Annotated in this window: 17 protein-coding genes; 3 read left to right on the top strand and 14 right to left on the bottom strand. The window is 62.1% G+C overall.

Annotated elements, in window-relative coordinates:
* Positions 1-2: 2 nt before the first annotated feature.
* Genes AAEZ09_RS01455 through AAEZ09_RS01430 form a run of 6 tightly spaced genes read right to left on the bottom strand, consistent with a single transcriptional unit; the run spans position 3 to position 5,373 of the window.
* Positions 3-755: an enoyl-CoA hydratase family protein gene (locus AAEZ09_RS01455; protein WP_350597767.1), complete on the bottom strand. Its 753-nt coding sequence runs from the start codon at positions 753-755 to the stop codon at positions 3-5.
* Complete coding sequence (locus AAEZ09_RS01450; protein ID WP_350597766.1) at positions 752-1,864, bottom strand: NAD(P)H-dependent flavin oxidoreductase; 1,113 nt, start codon at positions 1,862-1,864, stop codon at positions 752-754. Before AAEZ09_RS01450 ends, AAEZ09_RS01455 begins: the two co-directional genes overlap by 4 nt.
* Positions 1,861-2,769, bottom strand: coding sequence for an enoyl-CoA hydratase (locus AAEZ09_RS01445; RefSeq protein ID WP_350597764.1), 909 nt, complete (start codon positions 2,767-2,769; stop codon positions 1,861-1,863). The genes AAEZ09_RS01450 and AAEZ09_RS01445 overlap by 4 nt, the downstream gene beginning before the upstream one ends.
* Positions 2,770-2,784: 15 nt before the next feature.
* Positions 2,785-3,582: a CoA-transferase subunit beta gene (locus tag AAEZ09_RS01440; protein ID WP_045058514.1), complete on the bottom strand. Its 798-nt coding sequence runs from the start codon at positions 3,580-3,582 to the stop codon at positions 2,785-2,787.
* Between the two features lie 12 nt (positions 3,583-3,594).
* On the bottom strand, positions 3,595-4,470 hold the full coding sequence (locus AAEZ09_RS01435) for a CoA transferase subunit A (RefSeq protein ID WP_045058515.1): 876 nt from the start codon (positions 4,468-4,470) through the stop codon (positions 3,595-3,597).
* A 12-nt stretch (positions 4,471-4,482) separates the two neighbouring features.
* Complete coding sequence (locus AAEZ09_RS01430) at positions 4,483-5,373, bottom strand: VOC family protein (protein WP_122839841.1); 891 nt, start codon at positions 5,371-5,373, stop codon at positions 4,483-4,485.
* 199 nt (positions 5,374-5,572) lie between these two features.
* Between AAEZ09_RS01430 and AAEZ09_RS01425 the strand changes: the two genes are divergently transcribed.
* Together AAEZ09_RS01425 and AAEZ09_RS01420 are read left to right on the top strand one after the other, a co-directional pair.
* Complete coding sequence (locus AAEZ09_RS01425) at positions 5,573-6,745, top strand: acyl-CoA dehydrogenase family protein (protein ID WP_350597762.1); 1,173 nt, start codon at positions 5,573-5,575, stop codon at positions 6,743-6,745.
* Positions 6,742-7,935 (top strand): acyl-CoA dehydrogenase family protein, encoded by a 1,194-nt coding sequence (locus tag AAEZ09_RS01420; protein ID WP_350597760.1) that lies wholly within the window; start codon positions 6,742-6,744, stop codon positions 7,933-7,935. Before AAEZ09_RS01425 ends, AAEZ09_RS01420 begins: the two co-directional genes overlap by 4 nt.
* Before the next feature lie 113 nt (positions 7,936-8,048).
* Here AAEZ09_RS01420 and AAEZ09_RS01415 read toward each other — a convergent pair whose 3' ends face one another.
* From AAEZ09_RS01415 to AAEZ09_RS01405, 3 genes are read right to left on the bottom strand one after another with little or no spacing between them, the layout of a single operon-like run.
* Entirely contained in the window at positions 8,049-8,684 is a 636-nt protein-coding gene (locus AAEZ09_RS01415; RefSeq protein ID WP_350597758.1) for a nuclear transport factor 2 family protein, read from the bottom strand.
* The gene (locus AAEZ09_RS01410) at positions 8,684-9,457 is read right to left on the bottom strand and encodes an SDR family NAD(P)-dependent oxidoreductase (protein WP_045058520.1); all 774 of its coding nucleotides are present in this window, start codon (positions 9,455-9,457) and stop codon (positions 8,684-8,686) included. Before AAEZ09_RS01410 ends, AAEZ09_RS01415 begins: the two co-directional genes overlap by 1 nt.
* A 14-nt stretch (positions 9,458-9,471) precedes the next feature.
* Positions 9,472-10,206, bottom strand: coding sequence for an SDR family NAD(P)-dependent oxidoreductase (locus AAEZ09_RS01405; RefSeq protein WP_350597756.1), 735 nt, complete (start codon positions 10,204-10,206; stop codon positions 9,472-9,474).
* Positions 10,207-10,481: 275 nt separating this feature from the next.
* On the opposite strand from AAEZ09_RS01405, the gene AAEZ09_RS01400 reads away from it, so the two are divergent.
* The gene (locus AAEZ09_RS01400; protein WP_350597754.1) at positions 10,482-11,315 is read left to right on the top strand and encodes an alpha/beta fold hydrolase; all 834 of its coding nucleotides are present in this window, start codon (positions 10,482-10,484) and stop codon (positions 11,313-11,315) included.
* A 90-nt stretch (positions 11,316-11,405) separates the two neighbouring features.
* Here the strand turns inward: AAEZ09_RS01400 and AAEZ09_RS01395 are convergent, their stop codons facing one another.
* The 5 genes from AAEZ09_RS01395 to AAEZ09_RS01375 all read right to left on the bottom strand — a co-directional run bounded on the left by AAEZ09_RS01395 (position 11,406) and on the right by AAEZ09_RS01375 (position 18,385).
* The gene (locus AAEZ09_RS01395) at positions 11,406-12,635 is read right to left on the bottom strand and encodes an NADH:flavin oxidoreductase (RefSeq protein WP_205893619.1); all 1,230 of its coding nucleotides are present in this window, start codon (positions 12,633-12,635) and stop codon (positions 11,406-11,408) included.
* Between the two features lie 72 nt (positions 12,636-12,707).
* Positions 12,708-14,354, bottom strand: coding sequence for a DUF1302 domain-containing protein (locus AAEZ09_RS01390; RefSeq protein ID WP_350597753.1), 1,647 nt, complete (start codon positions 14,352-14,354; stop codon positions 12,708-12,710).
* 94 nt (positions 14,355-14,448) lie between these two features.
* On the bottom strand, positions 14,449-16,065 hold the full coding sequence (locus AAEZ09_RS01385; protein WP_350597751.1) for a FadD3 family acyl-CoA ligase: 1,617 nt from the start codon (positions 16,063-16,065) through the stop codon (positions 14,449-14,451).
* 31 nt (positions 16,066-16,096) lie between these two features.
* On the bottom strand, positions 16,097-17,119 hold the full coding sequence (locus AAEZ09_RS01380) for a ferredoxin--NADP reductase (protein ID WP_045058525.1): 1,023 nt from the start codon (positions 17,117-17,119) through the stop codon (positions 16,097-16,099).
* A gap of 78 nt (positions 17,120-17,197) precedes the next feature.
* Positions 17,198-18,385 (bottom strand): acyl-CoA dehydrogenase family protein, encoded by a 1,188-nt coding sequence (locus AAEZ09_RS01375; RefSeq protein WP_045058526.1) that lies wholly within the window; start codon positions 18,383-18,385, stop codon positions 17,198-17,200.
* Positions 18,386-18,478 lie beyond the last annotated feature (93 nt).

Raw genomic sequence — 18,478 nt, 5'->3', positions numbered from 1 at the left:
TCTCAGAACTTGGCGTCGCGTTTTTCAACGAAGGCCCGGCGCGTTTCCGCGGAGTCCGGGCTGCTATAGGCCTGCATGGTGAAGCCCTGTTCCCAGCGGTATTTGTCTTCCAGGTTGCCGTCTTCAATACCGTTCAAGGCTTCCTTGGCGATGCGGATCATGCCCGGGCTTTTTTCGGCAATTTTCGCCGCAATGCCCAGGGCGGTTTCGCGTAATTGATCCTTGCTGACAATCCGCTCGATGAAGCCGTATTGCAGCGCTTCGGGGGCGCTGATGCTGTCGCCGGTGAAAAACAGGTAACGGACTTTTTGCACCGGGAACAGGCGCTGCAGATGTGCACCGCCGCCCATGGCACCGCGGTCGACTTCCGGCAGGGCAAAGGTCGCGCAGTCGGAGGCGACAACAATGTCCGCCGCACCGGTGATACCAATGCCGCCGCCCAGGACAAAACCATGGACCGCGACAATCACCGGCACCGGGTTGCGATGCACGGCCTTGAAAGTGGCGTAGTTACCGGCATTGACCTCGACGATCCGTTCCGGGTACTTGTCCAGCTCCTTGATGTCGACTCCGGCGCAAAAGCCCCGGCCCTCTGCGCGAATCACGATCACCCGCACTTCGGGATTGGCCCCAAGGGCTTCGATCTGCTGCGCCAGGGCTTGCCACTCCTGGCTGTCGAGGGCGTTGACCGGGGGCTTGGCGATCACCAGTTCAGCGATGCCCTGATTGAGTTGTGTGGTAAATGCCTGGGTCACAGGTGTTCTCCGATACTGGCGGGACGATTCGATGGGAGGTGCTGGCTGCGTGCCAGGAGCGTATCCAGGCATTGCTGTGCCTCACCGGCGATGCCTTCGATCACCTCGCGACAACTGAGCAATTCACCAATCGCAGCGGCGACCTGGCCACTGGGCAGGATGCCCTCGTCCGGTGCGCCATCGACCATGGAGCGCTGCAACAGCACCGGCTGGTTGGCAGCCATCACCACCTGCGACAGCTGCGATGGGTCTTCGCGTAGTGCACGGACGAACACCGAGGCCATGTGCGCCAGGCTCATGCCGGTTTGCTGCTTCCACTGCCACGCACTGCCCAGGGCGATGCGCAGGCGACCGAAGGGGCCCGCTTGTTCGAGGTGATTGATGAAGCGGTTTTCGATCATTCGGTGGCGCATGCCATCGACCGCAGTGGTCACACGCACCTGCTGCGGATCCTTGACCTTCAGGTAGCGCTCAAGTGTCGCGGCCGGAGTCGGCGATTCGCGGGTCATGAGAAACCGTGTGCCCATGGCGATTCCCGCTCCACCGGCAGCCAGGACCGAAGCCAGGCCACGGCCAGTGGCGAACCCACCCGCCGCGATCACCGGCACCCTGACCGCCGCCAGTACCTGGGGCAGCAAGATCGAACTGGGTACGCCGCCGGTATGGCCGCCGCCCTCGCCGCCCTGGACAGTGATCAGGTCGGCCCCCAGTTCCACGGCCTTGAGCGCATGTTTCAGGGCGCCCACGGTGGGAATACACAGCACCTTGGCCGCCTTGAAGCGAGCGATGGTCTGTTTGTCCGGACCACGCCCGTAGCTCACGGCACGCAAGCGGTACTGAATCGCCAGGTCGACACACTGCGCAGCGTTGTCCTGGAACATATGGAAATTGAGCCCAAAATTGCTGCCGCCGGTGGCATCGATTACCTTGCGGATTTCGCCTTCCAGCTCATCAGCCGGGATGGTCGCCCCGGCCAGGAAACCGAAGCCCCCGGCCTGGGTCGTGGCGATCACCAGGTTGGCATCAGCGACCCAGCCCATGGCGGTCTGCACGATCGGGTAACGGCACCCGAGGGCTTCGGTCAGCGGTGTTTCCAACCAGCGGTTCATTGGTTTTCGTCCTCGGCCCGCTTGTTGGCGCGGGCCATCCCCTTGGCATCGAAACCGCCCAGTTTGTCGCCGGACAGCAACTCGTTATGGGCATGGGCAAAGTGGTGCCAGGCAAATACCGCATCCATCGCCGTGCGTTTACCTTGCAGGTCTTCGACGTGGTTGACCGCCTGTTTGGTCAGGGCCAGGCCCATGCGTGGCTGGCGGGCGATGCCTGCGGCCAGGGCGTAGGTCGCCTGTTCAAGCTCTTCACGCGGCACCAGGCGATTGACCATGCCCACTTGCCAGGCCCTTGTGGCGCTCATGCGGTCACCGGTGAAGAGGAATTCCTTGGCGATACGCGGATTCATTTCGTAGGGGTGAGCAAAATACTCCACCCCCGGAATGCCCATACGCACCACCGGGTCCTGGAAAAATGCGTCGTCGCTGGCAACGATCAAATCGCAGACCCAGGCCAGCATCAGCCCACCTGCTACGCACGCGCCCTGGACCATGGCGATGGTTGGCTTGGGCAGTTCGCGCCAGCGCCGGCACATGCCCAGGTACACTTCCTGCTCGCGGGCATACAGTTGCTCGCCACCGGGTTTGTTGGTGTGGTCCCACCACAGGTGCGCGCGCTCGAACGGTTTGTCGATATCCCGGCCGGGCGAGCCGATATCGTGGCCTGCGGAAAAGTGTTTGCCGTTGCCGCGCAGGACGATGACCTTGACGCTGTCGTCGTTCACCGCCTGGCGAAAGCAGGCATCCAGGGCATAAGTCATCTGCGAGTTTTGCGCGTTGTTGAAGGTCGGCCGGTTCAGCGTCAGCGTGGCGATACCCTCGGCCACGCTGTACAGCACCGGGGTGTCCGTCTCGTAGACGGCGTTGTCCTGGCGGACGATGAATTCACTGTCGCTGCTGTGCATGGTCGTGTCCTTGCCTCAGGCCGTACGGATGCCGGGCGGATTGCCCTTGATCGCCGTGGCGCGGTAATCGTGGGGGTCGAGTCGACGGATCACGGCCAACTGCTCAGGGGTGGGATGCACGGTTTCGTGCAACTGCGCCGACTTGAGCAACGGGAAGCCGGTGTTCTCCTGGACCTGATCGAAACTCACGCCGGGGTGCAGCGAGCGGACCTGCACTGCACGCTGCGGTCCATTGAAATCCAACACGCACAAGTCGCTGACTACGCAGTCAATGTCCATCAAGTCGCGACGCGCACCTTCGGGCCAGCGCTCGGCCTTGAAGCCCACGCCGGAGACCATGTCGACTTCGCCGCTGACGAACACCCGGGTGTTATGACTGGGTACGAAGAACGAATTCAGGTGGTTGATGCTGTTACCTGGCAAGCCGCGCACGCCGAGGATCGCGGTCTTGGGCTTTTGATAGTCGCCAACGCAGGACAGATTGGTCTGGCCCCAGCGGTCGATCTGGGTCGGCCCGATCATCGCGTGGCGGCGGCCACCCCACACGCATTCGAAAACCCGCTCGAACGACATGTAACCCGAGTACCGTGGCACGTAGTCACCTCGTGGGCCCAGCGGGATCGGTTCTTCTACCAGAAACGCCTCGCTGTCGGTCATCAGCAGCTCGGGGCTGTGAGTCAGTTTGGCCAGGCTCGCGCCCAGGCGCGGAATCACGCCAAGGCCAGAGGCAATCACCTCGCCATTACCGCGCCAGGCCTCGGAGGCCGCGACGATCATCAGTTCAGCGAGGGTAAAATCACAGGTTGCAGACATGGTCGCTAATCCTCAGAACACGGGAAGGGGCAAGACGCCCATGGAATCGGCACCGCCGTTCTGTGCCTGATAAGCCAGCTCGCCACCGGCAATGTAGGTCTGCACATAGTCCTGCCAGCCGTTCTCCGCCTGGCTGCTGGCGACATAACCCTTGAGGTGTTTGATGTCCCATCCGTAATCAGGTGCGCACAGCGTCGGGTGCGCACCCAGAGGTGCATGCACCACACCGCTCACCAGGTAACGTTCAAAGGTGTTAAAACGGGCTTGATCGGCGCTCAGCTCCAGGCGCTCTTCCAAGCGTTCGCACGACACGAAACACTGCTTGGCAGCGCGGGCGAACAGGTGATCGAAATACGGGTCCGGACCTGTCACCAGGCAGTTACCCAAGCGGTCGGCGACGTTGACGTGCAGGAACGCCACGTCGAGGTTGAGCGCCGGCATCGCCAGCAACACCTCGCCATCGGCATAGGGCGACTGGATCGTTTTAAGCTGCGAATTCAAGCGCGTGACATCGGTGGCCAGGCCGCAGCGGGTCGGCAGGAATGGCAAGCGCATGCCAGCGGCGCGCAGCCCCCACTGGAACATACCTTCGTCCAGCTCCATCAGTTCCAGCTCGCCAGCCTCGCGAGCTTTGCGGTAGTAGGGTTCCAGCGGAATGGCATCGAGGGTAGCGAAGCCGAACACCAGCTTCTTGACCTTGCCGGCAGCGCACAGCATGCCCACTTCCGGGCCGCCATAGGCAACCACAGTGAGATCCTTGACCGGTGAGCGCAGGATCTCGCGCACGATAGCCATCGGCTTGCGCCGCGGGCCCCAGCCACCGAAACCGATGGTCATGCCATCGCGTAATTGAGCGACCGCATCGGCCGCTGTCAGTTGTTTGTTCATCAGGATCATTCCTTACTGATGGCCGACCGAAAAGTCGTGCCCCCAAATGCTCACACGGGTGAACTCGAACGCCGAATGCTCGGCCCAGTCGACTTGCAAACCGCCAAAGCCGTACTCCAGATCAAAACCGGACGGCGTCTTCATGTAGAAACTGGTCATGCGATCGTTGAGGTGCTGACCTAGGGTCGCGGACAGGGACACGTCATGGGCGTGCAGACGATCGTGCGCCCGGCCGACCTCGGTCATCGAATCGACCTCGACCATCACATGCACGCAACCTGACGGCACCGGGTACTCGGCGAGTGCCAGGCTGTGGTGGCGGGCGTTTTGACAATGCAGAAAGTGAATGCGAACCGCCGGCACCGATGGGTCGGGACGAAAGTTGAAAATATCCGAGAGCTCAAAACCCAGCACATCCTTGGCGAACGCCAGGGTGGCGTCGAAGTTTGGTGCTGGCAGGACGGTATGACCCAGGCCCATGTCACCGGTGATGAACCGCGGCACCCCTTGGGGCGACACAAACGGCAGGCAATCGGAGCGATGACCCCAGCTCAGCTCATGACAGTTGCCCGATGGGTCGGTGACCTTGATCAGCGCCTGTACACCGCGCTGCTCGACCTCGATCGCAGAGCCCGGCTGCCATTCGATGCCGGCGGCGCTCAGGTGCTCGAGTGCAGACTTGAAGGCCGACTCGTTGGCCAACTCCCATCCGGAAGCCAGATAACGCGCCTCGCTCCCTTCGACGATCAGCATACGAAACGGACGCTCGTCCATCTTCACGTACAGGCCACCACCTGGGGCCGCCTGCACTTGCATGCCCAGCACGTCTTCGGCGTAACGCTGCCAATGACTGAGGTTTTCGATCTGCGAGACGAAATAGCTCAAACCGCGAATGTCGATCATGCCTTGGTCCTCGTTGGCTGAATGGGCTTTCGTGGTTGGCATTGTGCAAAGCGCCGCCCAAGGCTTCATCGTCCGTTGAGACTAAGCAGAGCTCGGCACAACGATGCGCAGCGGGTCAGTACTAGTCCGTTTTAGTGATTCGAACACCTCCCTCAACGCCACAGACTCGCGCATCCATTCGCATTGCAGAGACCGCCCCATGGAGTTCGCTTTTACCGAAGAACACCTGATGATTCGCGATAGCGCCGAGCGTTTCCTCGCCCAGGCCAGCGACTCGCATGCCGTGCGCGCCGCCATGAACCGGCCTGACGCTCATGATCCCGAGGTCTGGCAACGGATCGGCCAGGAACTGTACTGGCCGGCGCTGATGGTGCCGGAACGCTTTGGCGGCATGGGCCTGGGCTTTGTAGAGCTGGCCATTCTGCTGGAACAAAGCGGTCGCTATCTGCTGGGTTCGCCGCTGTTCGCCACTGCCTGCCTGGCCACCCCGGCACTGCTGCTGGGGCACAACGAACCCGTAAAGGAGCACTGGCTGGGGGCAATTGCCGCCGGTGACACACGTGCCACCGTGGCCTTCGCCAGCGTTCCAGGACTGGAGCCTGGCAGTGTGCAAGCCGTGGCCGCAACGCGCCCTGGAGGTTGGACCCTTGACGGCCACTACGCACAGGTCATCGACGGCGCCTGCGCCGACCTGCTGATCGTCGCCGCTCGCGCCCCAGGCACTCAGGGCGAACGAGGCATCAGCCTGTTCGTCTTGCCTGGCAATACGCCTGGCGTCGTACGTACCCCCCTGGCAACCCTGGACCAGACCCGTCGCCTTGCCCGCATTGAACTGCATCAAGTGCAGGTCAGCGAGTCACAACAACTGTGCGGTCCAGACCAAGGCTGGGCGGTGCTGCGTAGCACCCTGCTGATTGCCACTGCCGGCCTTGCCGCCGAACAAACCGGGGGCGCGCAGCAGGCCCTGGACCTGACCCTGGCCTACATTGCTGAACGCCGGCAATTCAAGCGCACTATCGCCAGCTTTCAGGCAATCAAGCACCGCTGTGCCGACATGATGCTGCAAGTCGAGTGCGCCCGGTCGGCAGCCTACTATGCCGCCTGCGTGGCCCAGGAATGCCTGGCCCCCCAAGGCGATGCCGCCGTGGCCCAGGAGCTTGAGCAGGCCGCCGCCACGGCAAAAATCCATGCCAGCGAGGCGTTTTTCAACTGCGCCGCCGAGTCGATCCAGCTGCATGGCGGCGTCGGGTTCACCTGGGAATACGACCCACACCTGTATTTCAAACGAGCCCGCGCCAGCGAGCACCTGCTAGGCAGCCCGGCGTTGCACCGCGAGCGCCTGGCCAAGCACCTGTTGGGAGAACAACCATGAGAATCGGATTCAGTCGTGCAGACGAAATGTTCCGTGAAGAAGTTTCCCGGTGGCTGGCCGAGCACCTGAGCGGGGAATTTGCCCCACTGCGCTTTCGCGGCGGTCCGGGGGATGAACACAGCTTTCCTGAGGAGCGCAAGGCCTGGGAGCGCCGGCTTGCCGCAGGTGCCTGGATCGGCGTCGGCTGGGCCAGGGAGCACGGCGGACGAGGATTTTCCATCAGCCAGCAGGTGATCTTCCATGAGGAGTATGCCCGCGCCGGTGGCCCCGGGCGCATGGGGCATATCGGCGAAGGCCTGGTCGGCCCGACACTCGCCGCCTTCGGTACCCCGGCGCAGCAACAGCGCTTGCTGCCCGGGATCCTCGAGGGCCGCCAATTCTGGTGCCAGGGCTATTCGGAACCCGGAGCCGGTTCGGACCTTGCCAACGTACAGACCCGGGCGAAACTGGATGCAACGGGTGAACACTGGCTGATCAGCGGGCAGAAGGTCTGGACCTCCCTGGCCCACGAAGCCGATTGGTGTTTCGTGCTGGCGCGCACCGAGGCCGGCAGCCAAGGGCATCACGGCTTGTCATTCCTGTTGGTGCCGATGGCCCAGCACAGCATCCGCGTACAACCGATCCAGCAACTGACCGGCACCAGTGAATTCAACGAGGTGTTCTTCGACCAGGCCATCACGAGTGCCGATAACCTGATCGGACAACCAGGCGATGGCTGGAAGATCGCCATGGCGCTCCTGGGTTTTGAGCGCGGCGTATCCACCCTGGGTCAGCAGATGCAGTTTCACAACGAACTCGATGAGATCATCCGCATCGCCCGCGCCAACGGCGCCGCACGCGACCCGCTGCTGCGTCAGCGCATCGCCCAGGCCTGGAGCGGGCTCAAAGTATTGCGCTACAACTCTTTGCGCATGCTCTCAGGCCCTCAAGACGGTAGCCTCAGTCGCGAAGCGATGATCTACAAACTGGCCTGGTCCACCTGGCACAGCGACCTGGGCAAACTGGCGATGGACGTACTGGGCGATGACGGGGAAATCCTCGACGGCGCGCCCTACCAGCTCAGTCGCCTGCAGTCGCTGTTCCTGTTTACCCGCTCCGACACCATCTATGGCGGCAGCAATGAGATTCAGCGCAACGTGATTGCCGAACGGGCATTGGGCATGCCACGTGAACCACGAGGCCCTCATTAACAACAGCGCCTGAAAAAATTGATGCTTGCGTGAGATGCAGACACAGCAAGGGGGAGCAAGCTCCCCCTTCTGATTTCACTGGTAACGCTCCATGCTCGGGAACGATCGGCCCTTCAGCGCACACGAATCCTGGGGTCATCGGCCCCGCGACGCAGCGCTGTGAGAAAGCCTTCCAGCGGAGCCGGCTCGGCGATCTGCGGCAAGGCGTCCTTGTCCGGGCGCTGTGTCCAGAAATCCTCCCAGGAAGGGAAAAGTTCGTGGAAGGAGCCGGCGTACGGTTCGCGCCCGGGCCAGCGCATTTTCAAACCGCCGATGGGTGGTTTGTTCAGGTCGGTCGCATACCAGTAGCATGGCAAGCGGCGACGGAAACACCAGCGCCCGTCGATTCGCTCATAGTCGTCCCAGTACAGCATCTGCATGATGACCCACTCGGGACCGGTCTCATGTTCGTTCTTCGAATACACCACGCCGGTGGCGTGATCGGCATCGCTGAACTCAATGATGTGTTGGCCCAAGTGATGTGAAGTGCCGTGAAATTGCTTGCGCATGGTTTCGTCCAGCCACACCTTCAGGTGCGCCCGGCCGCTCTTGTCGCGCCCCACGCGCACGTCCGGGGCGAAGCAGTTGGCCATGGCATCCATATCACGCATGTCCAGCGCCAGGGCATATTTGCCGGCCAGTTGGCGAATCGCGTCCAGCGACTCCAGTCGATCGATGCGCGCAAGCAATGCGCTCGAGTCCTGGCTCATCAGTCGAGCACCGTGTACAGGTCCGAACCGCGCCCGCCGTCGACCGCCAGGCTGGCGCCGGTGACGTACGAAGCCTCGTCGCTGGCCAGAAACAGAATCGCGTTGGCCAGCTCCACCGGCAGGCCGACCCGTTTCATCGGGATCACTTTTTCAGTGTTGGTACGGGTCTTGGCGTCACCCAGCATGCCGGCTGTGGCCGGGGTATCAACCACGCCCGGGATGATCACGTTGCAGCGAATGTTGTGCGGTGCGCCTTCGCTGGCCGCCGCACGGCTGAAGTTGATGACCGCCGCCTTGGCCGCGGAGTAGCCGGCCATCCAGGCGGTGCCGAACAGGCCGCAGATAGACGCGATATTGACGATCGAACCACCGCCCTGCTCTTTCATCAACTGCATCGCGGTACGGGTGCCCCAGAAGGTGCCGTCCACGGTGGTCGCAAAGTTGGCGTGCCAGTCTGCGGTGGTCATTGTGTCGATACCACCCCACGTGTAAGCCATGGCGTTGTTGACCAGAATGTCCAGACGCCCGTGCCGTTGTGCAGTCGCTTGAAGCGCGTCGACGTAGGCCTGCTCATTGCTGACATCGGCCACGGCGATGTCGGCCTGCCCACCCTGGGCCAGGATTTTCTCCTGCACACCTTGCAACGGTTCGATGCGACGACCGCACAACACCACAGTGGCGCCTTCTTCGGCGAATCGCAGCGCGGTGGCTTCGCCAATGCCGGAACCGGCGCCGGTAACGAAGGCGATTTTTCCTTGTAAACGCTTGCTCATGAGTGTCTCCCTAATTAGATAAAGGCCATGCCACCGTTGACGGCGATGTTCTGCCCGGTCATGAAGCTGGCGTCTTCGCTGGCCAGGAACACCGCGACCCTGGCGATCTCGTCGGTTTCGCACATGCGGCCCAAGGGCACGTTTTTCAGCAGCGCCTGCATGTAGTCATCGGGGATGCCCGCCATCATTGGGGTGTTGGTGGGGCCCGGCACCAGGGTGTTGACGCGTATGCCACTGGCTGCCAGTTCACGGGCAATTGAGCGGGTCAGGCCCATCACGCCGGCTTTCGAGGCACAGTAGTGGCTTGGGCCATCACCGGTCAGCGCGGCAGTGCTGGAGAGGTTGATGATTGCGCCCTTGCGGCCACCCTTGACCATCAGCTTGGCGCCTTCACGGCAGCACAGGAAGGTTCCACCCAGGTTGACCCCGATCACCCGCGCCCAGCTCTCGTCCGGGGTATCGAGGAAGCTGTCCAGCGCGCCCACGCCGGCGTTATTGACCAGGATGTCGAGGCCGCCAAAGTGCTGCTCCGCCTGGCCCATGGCGTCCGCCACGGACGCACCGTCACCGACGTTACAGGCCAGGGCCAGTACCTGGTCACCCAGATCCGCCAGGCTCTCGGCCAGGGCCGCCTGATTGAGGTCCACAGCCACCACCTTGGCGCCTTCGGCGACAAAACCACGCACGATGGCCTGGCCCATGCCCTGGGCGGCACCGGTCACGAACGCCACTTTGTTGAGTAACTTCATAGCAATCTCCGAATGTGCAAATACGCTGCGGCCCGCTGCCCTTGCAATGGAACCGTCCCCTGCATGATTAGCGGTAAGCGCCTGGGCACACATCGTCCGATGGGACTAGCGCCTGAGTGGTCTGAACGGACGATGTGTGCAGCGCTGTCAGCCCCCAGCATTAGCATTGCGCGCACCACGTCAGTCTTCGCGTCCCCCTTCAACTCGCTGCATTCAATCGGCTGCAGTGCCTGGCATGGCTGCGCGTCATGAATCCGCAGACAATGGAGAACCCCATGAACCAATCCGTAGACTTGCCCCTGCCCGTCGGCCATTACGCAAACCTGCCAAACGGCCTGTGTCTGCACTATCTGGATGAGGGAGCAGGCCCCGTGGTGCTGTGGCTGCACGGCAGCGGACCGGGCGCCAGTGGCTTCAGCAACTTCAAAGGCAACTACCCGCAATTGGCAGCCGCGGGCTATCGCAACATCGTGCTTGACCTCCCGGGTTTCGGCCGATCGGACAAGCCCGAGGACGTCCAGTACAACCTCGATTTTTTCGTCGACTGCGTGGCCGCGTTCCTGGAGTGCATCGGCGTGCGGCGTTGCACGCTGCTGGGTAATTCGTTGGGGGGCGCGATCGCCCTGGGCCTGGCCCTGCGCCTGCCGCAACTGCCACAGAGCCTGATCCTGCTGGCTCCGGGCGGTGTCGAAGAACGGGAGACCTACTTCAAGATGGAAGGCATCGTACGCATGGTCAGCCTGTTCAGCGCTGGCCCCATCGGAATGGAAGAGATGCGCAGCATGATGCGCCTGCAGCTGTTCGACGATTCGATTCTGCCGGAAAGCCTGCTACAGGAACGCGTAGCGGTGGCAGCGACCCAGCCCAAAAACCTGTTCAGCACCATGATGGTTCAGAACATGCAGGCGCGCCTGGGTGAGATCCAATGCCCGATCCTGGGCTTCTGGGGTACCAACGATCACTTCAACCCTGTCATTGGTGCCCAGCGCATCATTGACGGTGCGGCCAATGCCCGGTTTATCGTGCTCAACCGTTGCGGGCATTGGGTCCAGGTGGAACACCGGGAATTGTTCAACCGCAGCTGCATCGACTTCCTGCAACACGGCTGATCCGGGCGGCGCGGTGTACGTGTTGCACCGCGTTATCTCTCTTCGCCGGCAAGCCTCGTTCCCCCGGAGCCGGGCCTTGACGTATATCCGTTACCCCGCTGCTGGCTGACGGTTCAACTCGGCGTCGCCGGGCTTGCCCAGTACGCAGGACGTGCCGCCGGGGGTGTACATCATTGCCACGCAGCGGTTGCAGGCCGTGCAAATCGAATCGCGACTGACGCCGCTGGCGAGTTTATTGACGTAGTCTTGCTCGGCCAGCAACACCCGCCCCATGGCGACCAGGTCAAAGCCCTCGGCCATGACCTGTTCAATGCTCGACAGGCTCTTGGCTCCGCCCAGGTAAGCCAGGGGCATCTTGACCGCCGCGCGTACTTTGCGCGCGTGTTCCAACAGATACAGCTCGCGGAACTCTACCGTCGGCTCTTTACGGCGCTGAATGGCCATGGCCAGGGCGATGATCTTGTTTTTCTGCTGCACGCGGTTTTCCTTGGGAAAGGAAGAACCGAACATGGTGGTGATCGATTCCGCGTTCATCCCGGCGCTGAGCACCAGCAAGTGCGCGCCTTCATCCTCCAGCATGCGGGCGATCTGGGCTCCGTCTTCGGCACTGTTACCGGCGCGCACGCCTTCGGTGATGCTGTATTTGCAGATCACCGCCATCTCCTGGCCGACCGCATCGAGCACCGCGCGCAGCACCCGTCGCGGAAAGCGCAGGCGGTTTTCCAGACTGCCGCCGTACTGGTCGCGGCGCTTGTTGTACATCGGCGAAATGAACTGGCTCAACAAGTAGCCATGACCCATGTGGATTTCCACTGCGTCAAAACCTGCCTGGCGCGCCAGCCGCGCGCCTTGGACGAAATCGTGCACCACTTGCTGCATATCGGCTTCGTTCATCGCCTGCTTGAGAAACATGCCACTCATCAGGCCTATCTTGTTGAAGCCTCCGCTGGCTGAAAGCGGACGTTTGGTTGAGCGCTCGCGAATAAAGGTGAAGCAGCCACCATGGGTGATCTGCGCGCTGGCCAGGCCACCGGACTCGTGCACGGCGTCGGTCAAGGCCTTGAAGTGCGGCACGCTGGATTGAGCGAGGATCAACTGGTTGGGCAAGGTGCGGCCATCAGTGCTCACTGCGCAGTAAGCCACGGTGGTCAGGGCGATTCCGCCAGCGGCGAGGGACGAGTGCAGCTTGACCAGTTGTTTGGAAGGCACACCCTGGGCGCTCATGCCCTCATTGGTGGCGGCCTTGATAAAGCGGTTCTTCAGGATCAGCGGTCCGATCTTGACGGGGCTGAACGCAGATGGGATTGAACGAGGGTTCATGGCAGGCCTCTTTATTTTTATCAGGCTAAAAACGAAGCGCTGCATCGCCACGTCGCGACGCAGCGATAATCTTCAGAAGGTGTATTTGGCGTTCAACGACAGGTAATCCCGGTCAGCCAGGAACCGCCCCTGGGCGACATCCGGAGAACTCAAGTAGGCGATATAGGTCATGCCGACCTGAAAGTTACCCAGATACTTGAAGTCTCCCCCCACAGTCAGGCGCTTCTCTTCGCGCCCCAGGCCCTGGTAGGCGCTACCGTCGAGGTTCTGTGTCCATACCACCTTGGTGCTCAGGTCCAGGCCGTTGGCGATGGACGGGTAGTCCATGTAGACGCCCACACCCAGCAGGGTCGAGCCACGGGTCTGGGTCTGCGACTCGAACTGGTCAAAGGTGCCGTCAACGCCAGCTCCGCCGCCGGTGATGGTCAGGCTGTCCACCCCGTCGATGTGTTGATGCACCACTTCGCCCACCACGGTGGTCTGTTGGGCCAGCATGCTTGGGCCGAGGATGTACGAGGCGTTGAGGTTGCCTTGCCAGATCTGCCCGGTAGTCGGCGCACCGTTGTTGAGGTAGACCGAGGCGCCATCACGGTAGCTCAGGTCACCGGCGTACTGCACCGAGTCGCCGACCTTGGAGCTGAAGCTGATCCCGGTCAGTTCTACGTCTTCGAAGTAACCCAGGCGATAGGTCGGTGCGCTGGAATCATGACCGATGCCCTTGAGCGATGAGTATTGGGTGTTACCCGTAAAGTCGAAGAATAATGAGCCCACCCGCTCGTGATAGCGGTAGTGGAACAGCCCCACTTCGGTGTTTTCGGTGATTCGGTAGCGTACCCCCACCCCCCATTGGCCGCTGTCTCTGGCGTCTTTTTCACCGGCATAACCGACCGCCAGGCCGTTTGGCAGGCTGTCGACTACCCCAGCGCCCAGACGATAGAACTCGGCACCGGGTCCGAAGGTGTCGCTGCCGAAATAATCGCCCACAGGGTTGAGCTGGGTTTTTTCCCATTCGTACTGGTAATAGCCGACCAGCGCCAGGTCTTCGTTCAGCGACCACGACCCGGACACCTGCCCCACCGGCAGGTACGAGTCCTTGGCCTCGGTACCCGGCACATTGAATTTGGTGGCATCCACCGGGGCCTGCCCCTGGCTGATGTTGGCCCAGAACAGGCTCTCGCCCCATGCCACCAGGTGCCGCCCGGCCTTGAGCGACAGATACTGGGTCTCGCCGACGTCGAAGTTGCCATACACATAGGCATCGAGCAGCCGCGCGGTGCTGCCGCTCAGCCGGCGGGTTTCGTCACTGAAGCCGTCGTTGTGTCCGGTCTTGTTCACCGTCTGCGCCGAGTCGTTGGCGTTTTTCTGGTTGTAGACATCGTCATAGAACTGACTCCCGCGCACTACCGCACCGAGGTTGTCATGTTTGAGTTGCAGTTCGCCGAACAGACTCAGGCGGTTATTGATCAATGAGCCGCGCTTGAAATTTCGCGTGCCGTCGTCGTTGTTCGGGTCATTGAGGTATTGACTGGCCTGCTTGGCGGTACGCATGGAGGCGGTGTAGTTGACCGTCAGCGACGAATCCAGGGTGGTGTTCTCCCCCAATTCGACGGTCGGCGCGGCGCTGGCCGTGGCACTGGCCACCGTGATGGCTGTCGCCAACAGGCAGCGTCCATCGATCGTTCTCCCCGGACGGCGCGCAACAAGGTTTCGGGTAAACATGCTCATCTCCTTTTTTGTTGTTCTGGCTTGTGTCCTCACAGCATGAAAAAAACCACTTCCGCGCACATCGTCCGTTTGGTGAGATGAGCGTTTGTTACGCCAGCACGCCATTGGCCACCATCGCGCGCAGTTCGCTCTTCACAACCTTGCTCGACGGATTGAGCGGCAAGGCGCGGAAAAAACGCACCTGGCGCGGCACCTTGTAATTGGCCATTTGCTCACGACTCCAGGCAATCAGTTGTGCCTCGTCGAGCTCTGCGCCCTCGCGCAGCACAACGCAGGCACAGCCAACTTCGCCCATGCGCTCATCGGCAATGCCAACCACCGCCACCTGGGCAATCGCCGGATGCCGGATCAATGCCGCTTCGATTTCCGCCGGGTAGCAGTTGAAGCCACCGACGATGAACATGTCCTTGAGTCGGTCGGTGATGATCAGGTTGCCCGCTTTATCCAGGCGCCCGACATCGCCGGTGTGGAGCCAGCCATCGGCGTCGATGACTTCGCGGGTCGCTTCGGGGTCCTGGAAATAGCCCTGCATGATGTGAAAGCCACGCAGGCAGATCTCACCGGTTTGCCCTGGATCCAGCGCCTGGTTATGCGGATCGCGGATACTTGCTTCAGTGCCGGCAATAGGCCGTCCGCTGGTGCCGGCGATCACCTGCGCCGAGTCTTGTGGGTCGCAGATAGTCGCAAGCCCCCCGCATTCGGTCAGGCCGTAGGCAGTGGTCACCACGGCAAACCCCAACTCGTTGCGCATGCGTTCTATCAGGCTCGGCGGAATACTCGCTGAACCGGTCACCGCGATGCGCAAGCTCGACAGGTCGGTCTGCTTGAGCTGCGGATGCGCAAGCAGCGAGAGGTACAGGGTCGGCGCGCCGGGCAAGACGCTGATGCGCTCGCGGGCGATGCGCTGGAACACTTGTTCGGCGTCGAACACCGCGTGGGGCAGGATGGTCGCTCCGCCAATCAGGCAAGTCAGCCAGCCGGCTTTATAGCCGAAGGCATGAAAGAACGGGTTTACGATCAGGTAACGGTCACCCGGCACCAGGCCGATGACCTTGACGTATTCGGTAAAAGCCCGCAGGTTCTGGCCATGCCCGCTCATCACACCTTTGGGTTTGCCGGTGGTGCCGGACGTGAACAACAGGTCGCACATGGCTTGGGGGTCGACCGCTAATGCGCGTTGCCTGGCGCTGTCGGCATCGACGGTTACCGCACCACACAGAAACTGTTGAAGCGTCAGGTCCGCAGGCGATTCGGGCGTATCGCCATCGAGTATCACCAGATGCTGGAGGCTGGCCGGTCGATGGGGTGCGAGGAGCGCCGGGTAATCCACATCGAGAAATCGCTGCTGGACAAACAACAGCCGGCAGCCGCTGCGTTCCAGCACATCGGCGGCCTCAAGCCCCTTCATGCGCGTGTTAATCGGCACCAGCACCGCACCTGCACACTGAATGCCCAGCGCGGCGAGGATCCAGTCACCGCTGTTCGGGGCCCAGATACCGACCCTGTCACCGGGCTGGATACCCACAGCCATCAGGCCCCGGGCAAAGCTCATGACGCGCTCGGGCAGTTGGGCGTAGTCGATGCAGTGGCCGTTGTCCTCAATGGCAGTGCGACCGGCGTGACGTTCGGCGCTGCTGAAGACCAACTGGGCAAAGTTGACGGGGGCGGCGCTCAGGGGCGCGGCAAGATTCAGGCTCTGATTCATCGTGGGCTCGGGCTTGGCATCATTGGGGGCTTCACTCTGGAAAGCGGATACGCAATTGCGCGCTGGTGGGCACTGCCTGACAGGCAAGAATCCAGCCTTCGGCCAGGTCACCCGCATCCAGGGCATCGTTGTGCAGCAGCTCGACATCGCCGCTTACCAGCGTGCACATGCACGAAGCGCAGCCACCCACGCGGCAGGCGCTGGGAGGCTTGAGACCGGCACGTTCCATCGCAGCCAGCAAGGTCTCGCCGGTGTCGCAGGCCAAGTGGTGGTCCTCGCCATCCAGGCGCACGGCGAGTTGGGCGGCCACCGCAGCCTCGATGCTTGCCACCTGTGGCAGCTCGCCTTCGCCGGGCAGCGACACGAACCGTTCGACATGCACTCGGCGCTCCGGCATGCCCAGGTCCTTTAACGCATTGACGGCGGCGTCCATGAACGGGCCCGGTCCACAAATGAACGCCTGCGCATCGATAAACGGCCGCGCCAGTTCGGCCAGCTGTCCGACGCTTGGGATGCCCTGTACCGAATCGAGCCAGTGGACGATTTGCAAGCGTTGCGGGTGGGCGCTGGCCAGGTGCCGGAGTTCATCGCGGAAAATCACTGAGGATTCATCGCGGTTGGCGTAGATCAGCAGGACCCGGCCGGTTCCGGCGAGCAACGCCGAACGCAGGATCGACAGCACCGGGGTCACGCCACTGCCGCCGCCGAACAGCAGTAAATCGCCGTCGAGGCTACGCGGCACAAATACCCCGGCAGGTGGCAGTACCTCCAGGGTCTGGCCGGCCTGCAACTCGCTGCACAGCCAGTTCGAAGCGCGGCCCTCGTGCACACGTTTGACCGTTACCCGCAAGGGCTCATCCAGCAATGGCGTGCTCGACAATGAGTAGCAACGGGGCAACCAACCGTCCTCGAAGGGCACTCGCAAGGTCAGGAACTGGCCGGGTTGATAGTGGAAGCGTTCACCCAGATGCTCCGGCACGTCGAAAACCAGGGAGCGCGCATCGGCGGTTTCCTCGATCACTCGTGCCACACGCAGGGCAAGATAATTGTTCATAGATCAGCTACTCATGACCACCTGCCCGTGTATTACGGGCGGGTGTAGACCCAAGGAGTCAAAACGGGCGCCATGGCTTCAGACGTAAGGGTCCGGATTGGGCAAACCCAGCATCACCGCGCCGTAACTGCGCCCGTAAGCCATGTAATTGTTGGCAATGTGTCCACGTGCCTGGTGCAGGTCGCGGAACAGTCGCGCCACCGGGTTGGTGTTGTACAAGCCTGAAGCGGCCATGCTGCGCAGCAGGTCGTTGGCCCGTTCGGCGCAAATATTGGTCACGTAGGCCGACTGGTAGCGATACAACAGCCGGGTTTCGGTATCCGGGTATTCGCCGGCGCGGGCCAGGCTCATGAGGTGCTCGTAGTTGCGTTCCAGCACCAGGCGCAGGCTGTCGACGGTGATCATCGCTTCGGCAATGGCGGTTTGCGCCACAGGATCGTCTGCGGTACGGGCACCGTGCTTGCCGATATGTTTGGCGGCATTGTCACGGAACTCGTTGATCGCACCCTGCAGGGCGCCAATGGCCGATGTGGAGACGGCGCGGGAGAACACTTGGGCAAACGGAATCGCGTAGATCGGGTTGGTGTTGACCTGGCGCCCGGGCGTTGCATCGAGCGTCCAGTTATTGGTGCGCTGCACGCGATGGGCGGGGACGAATACATCCTCAACCGTGATGTCATGGCTTCCGGTGCCGCGCAGGCCCATGACGTCCCAATTGCGTTCAATCTGGTAGTCCTTGCGCGGCAACAGGAAGGTGCCGTGCTCGGCGGCCTGTTCGCCATCGGGCGGCAGTATTCCTCCCAGAAGCACCCATTGGCAGTGCTCACTGCCGCTGGAGAACCCCCAGCGCCCGCTGATGCGGTAACCGCCCTCCACCACCGTGACCCTGGCCGCCGGCATGTAGGTCGAGCAGATCAATGCGTTGTGGTCATGCGCCCAGACTTCGCGCTGGGTTTCGATCGGGTAGCGGGCCAGTTGCCAGGGGTGAACCCCCATCACGCCGTATATCCAGGCAGTGGACATGCAACCTTCGGCAAGGATGGTCTGGATTTCGAAGAAGGTACGCGGGTCCACTTCATATCCACCAAACGCCCTGGGCTGCATGGCCCGTAGCAGCCCGGTGGACTGCAACTCGAGCACGGTCTCCACCGGTATCTTCAAGTCCTTGTCGGCCTGCGCCGTGCGCGCCTTGAGGGCGGGCACCATGCTGCGCGCACGCTCAATCAGATCACGTTCGTCCTGGGTCTTTTCTCGCATGCTGTGCATCACTCAACTCTCCCGATCTCACTGCGCCACTGCGCCAGTTGTGATCAATCATCGGATCGAGCGCGCGATCATTCATCGTCAAAGCGGACTAGG

It is taken from the genome of Pseudomonas sp. 65/3-MNA-CIBAN-0223, assembly GCF_040310425.1.
GTDB lineage: Bacteria > Pseudomonadota > Gammaproteobacteria > Pseudomonadales > Pseudomonadaceae > Aquipseudomonas > Aquipseudomonas gregormendelii.
Note: the sequence above shows the minus strand (reverse complement) of the source record. Positions and strands in the feature narration are given on the sequence as shown.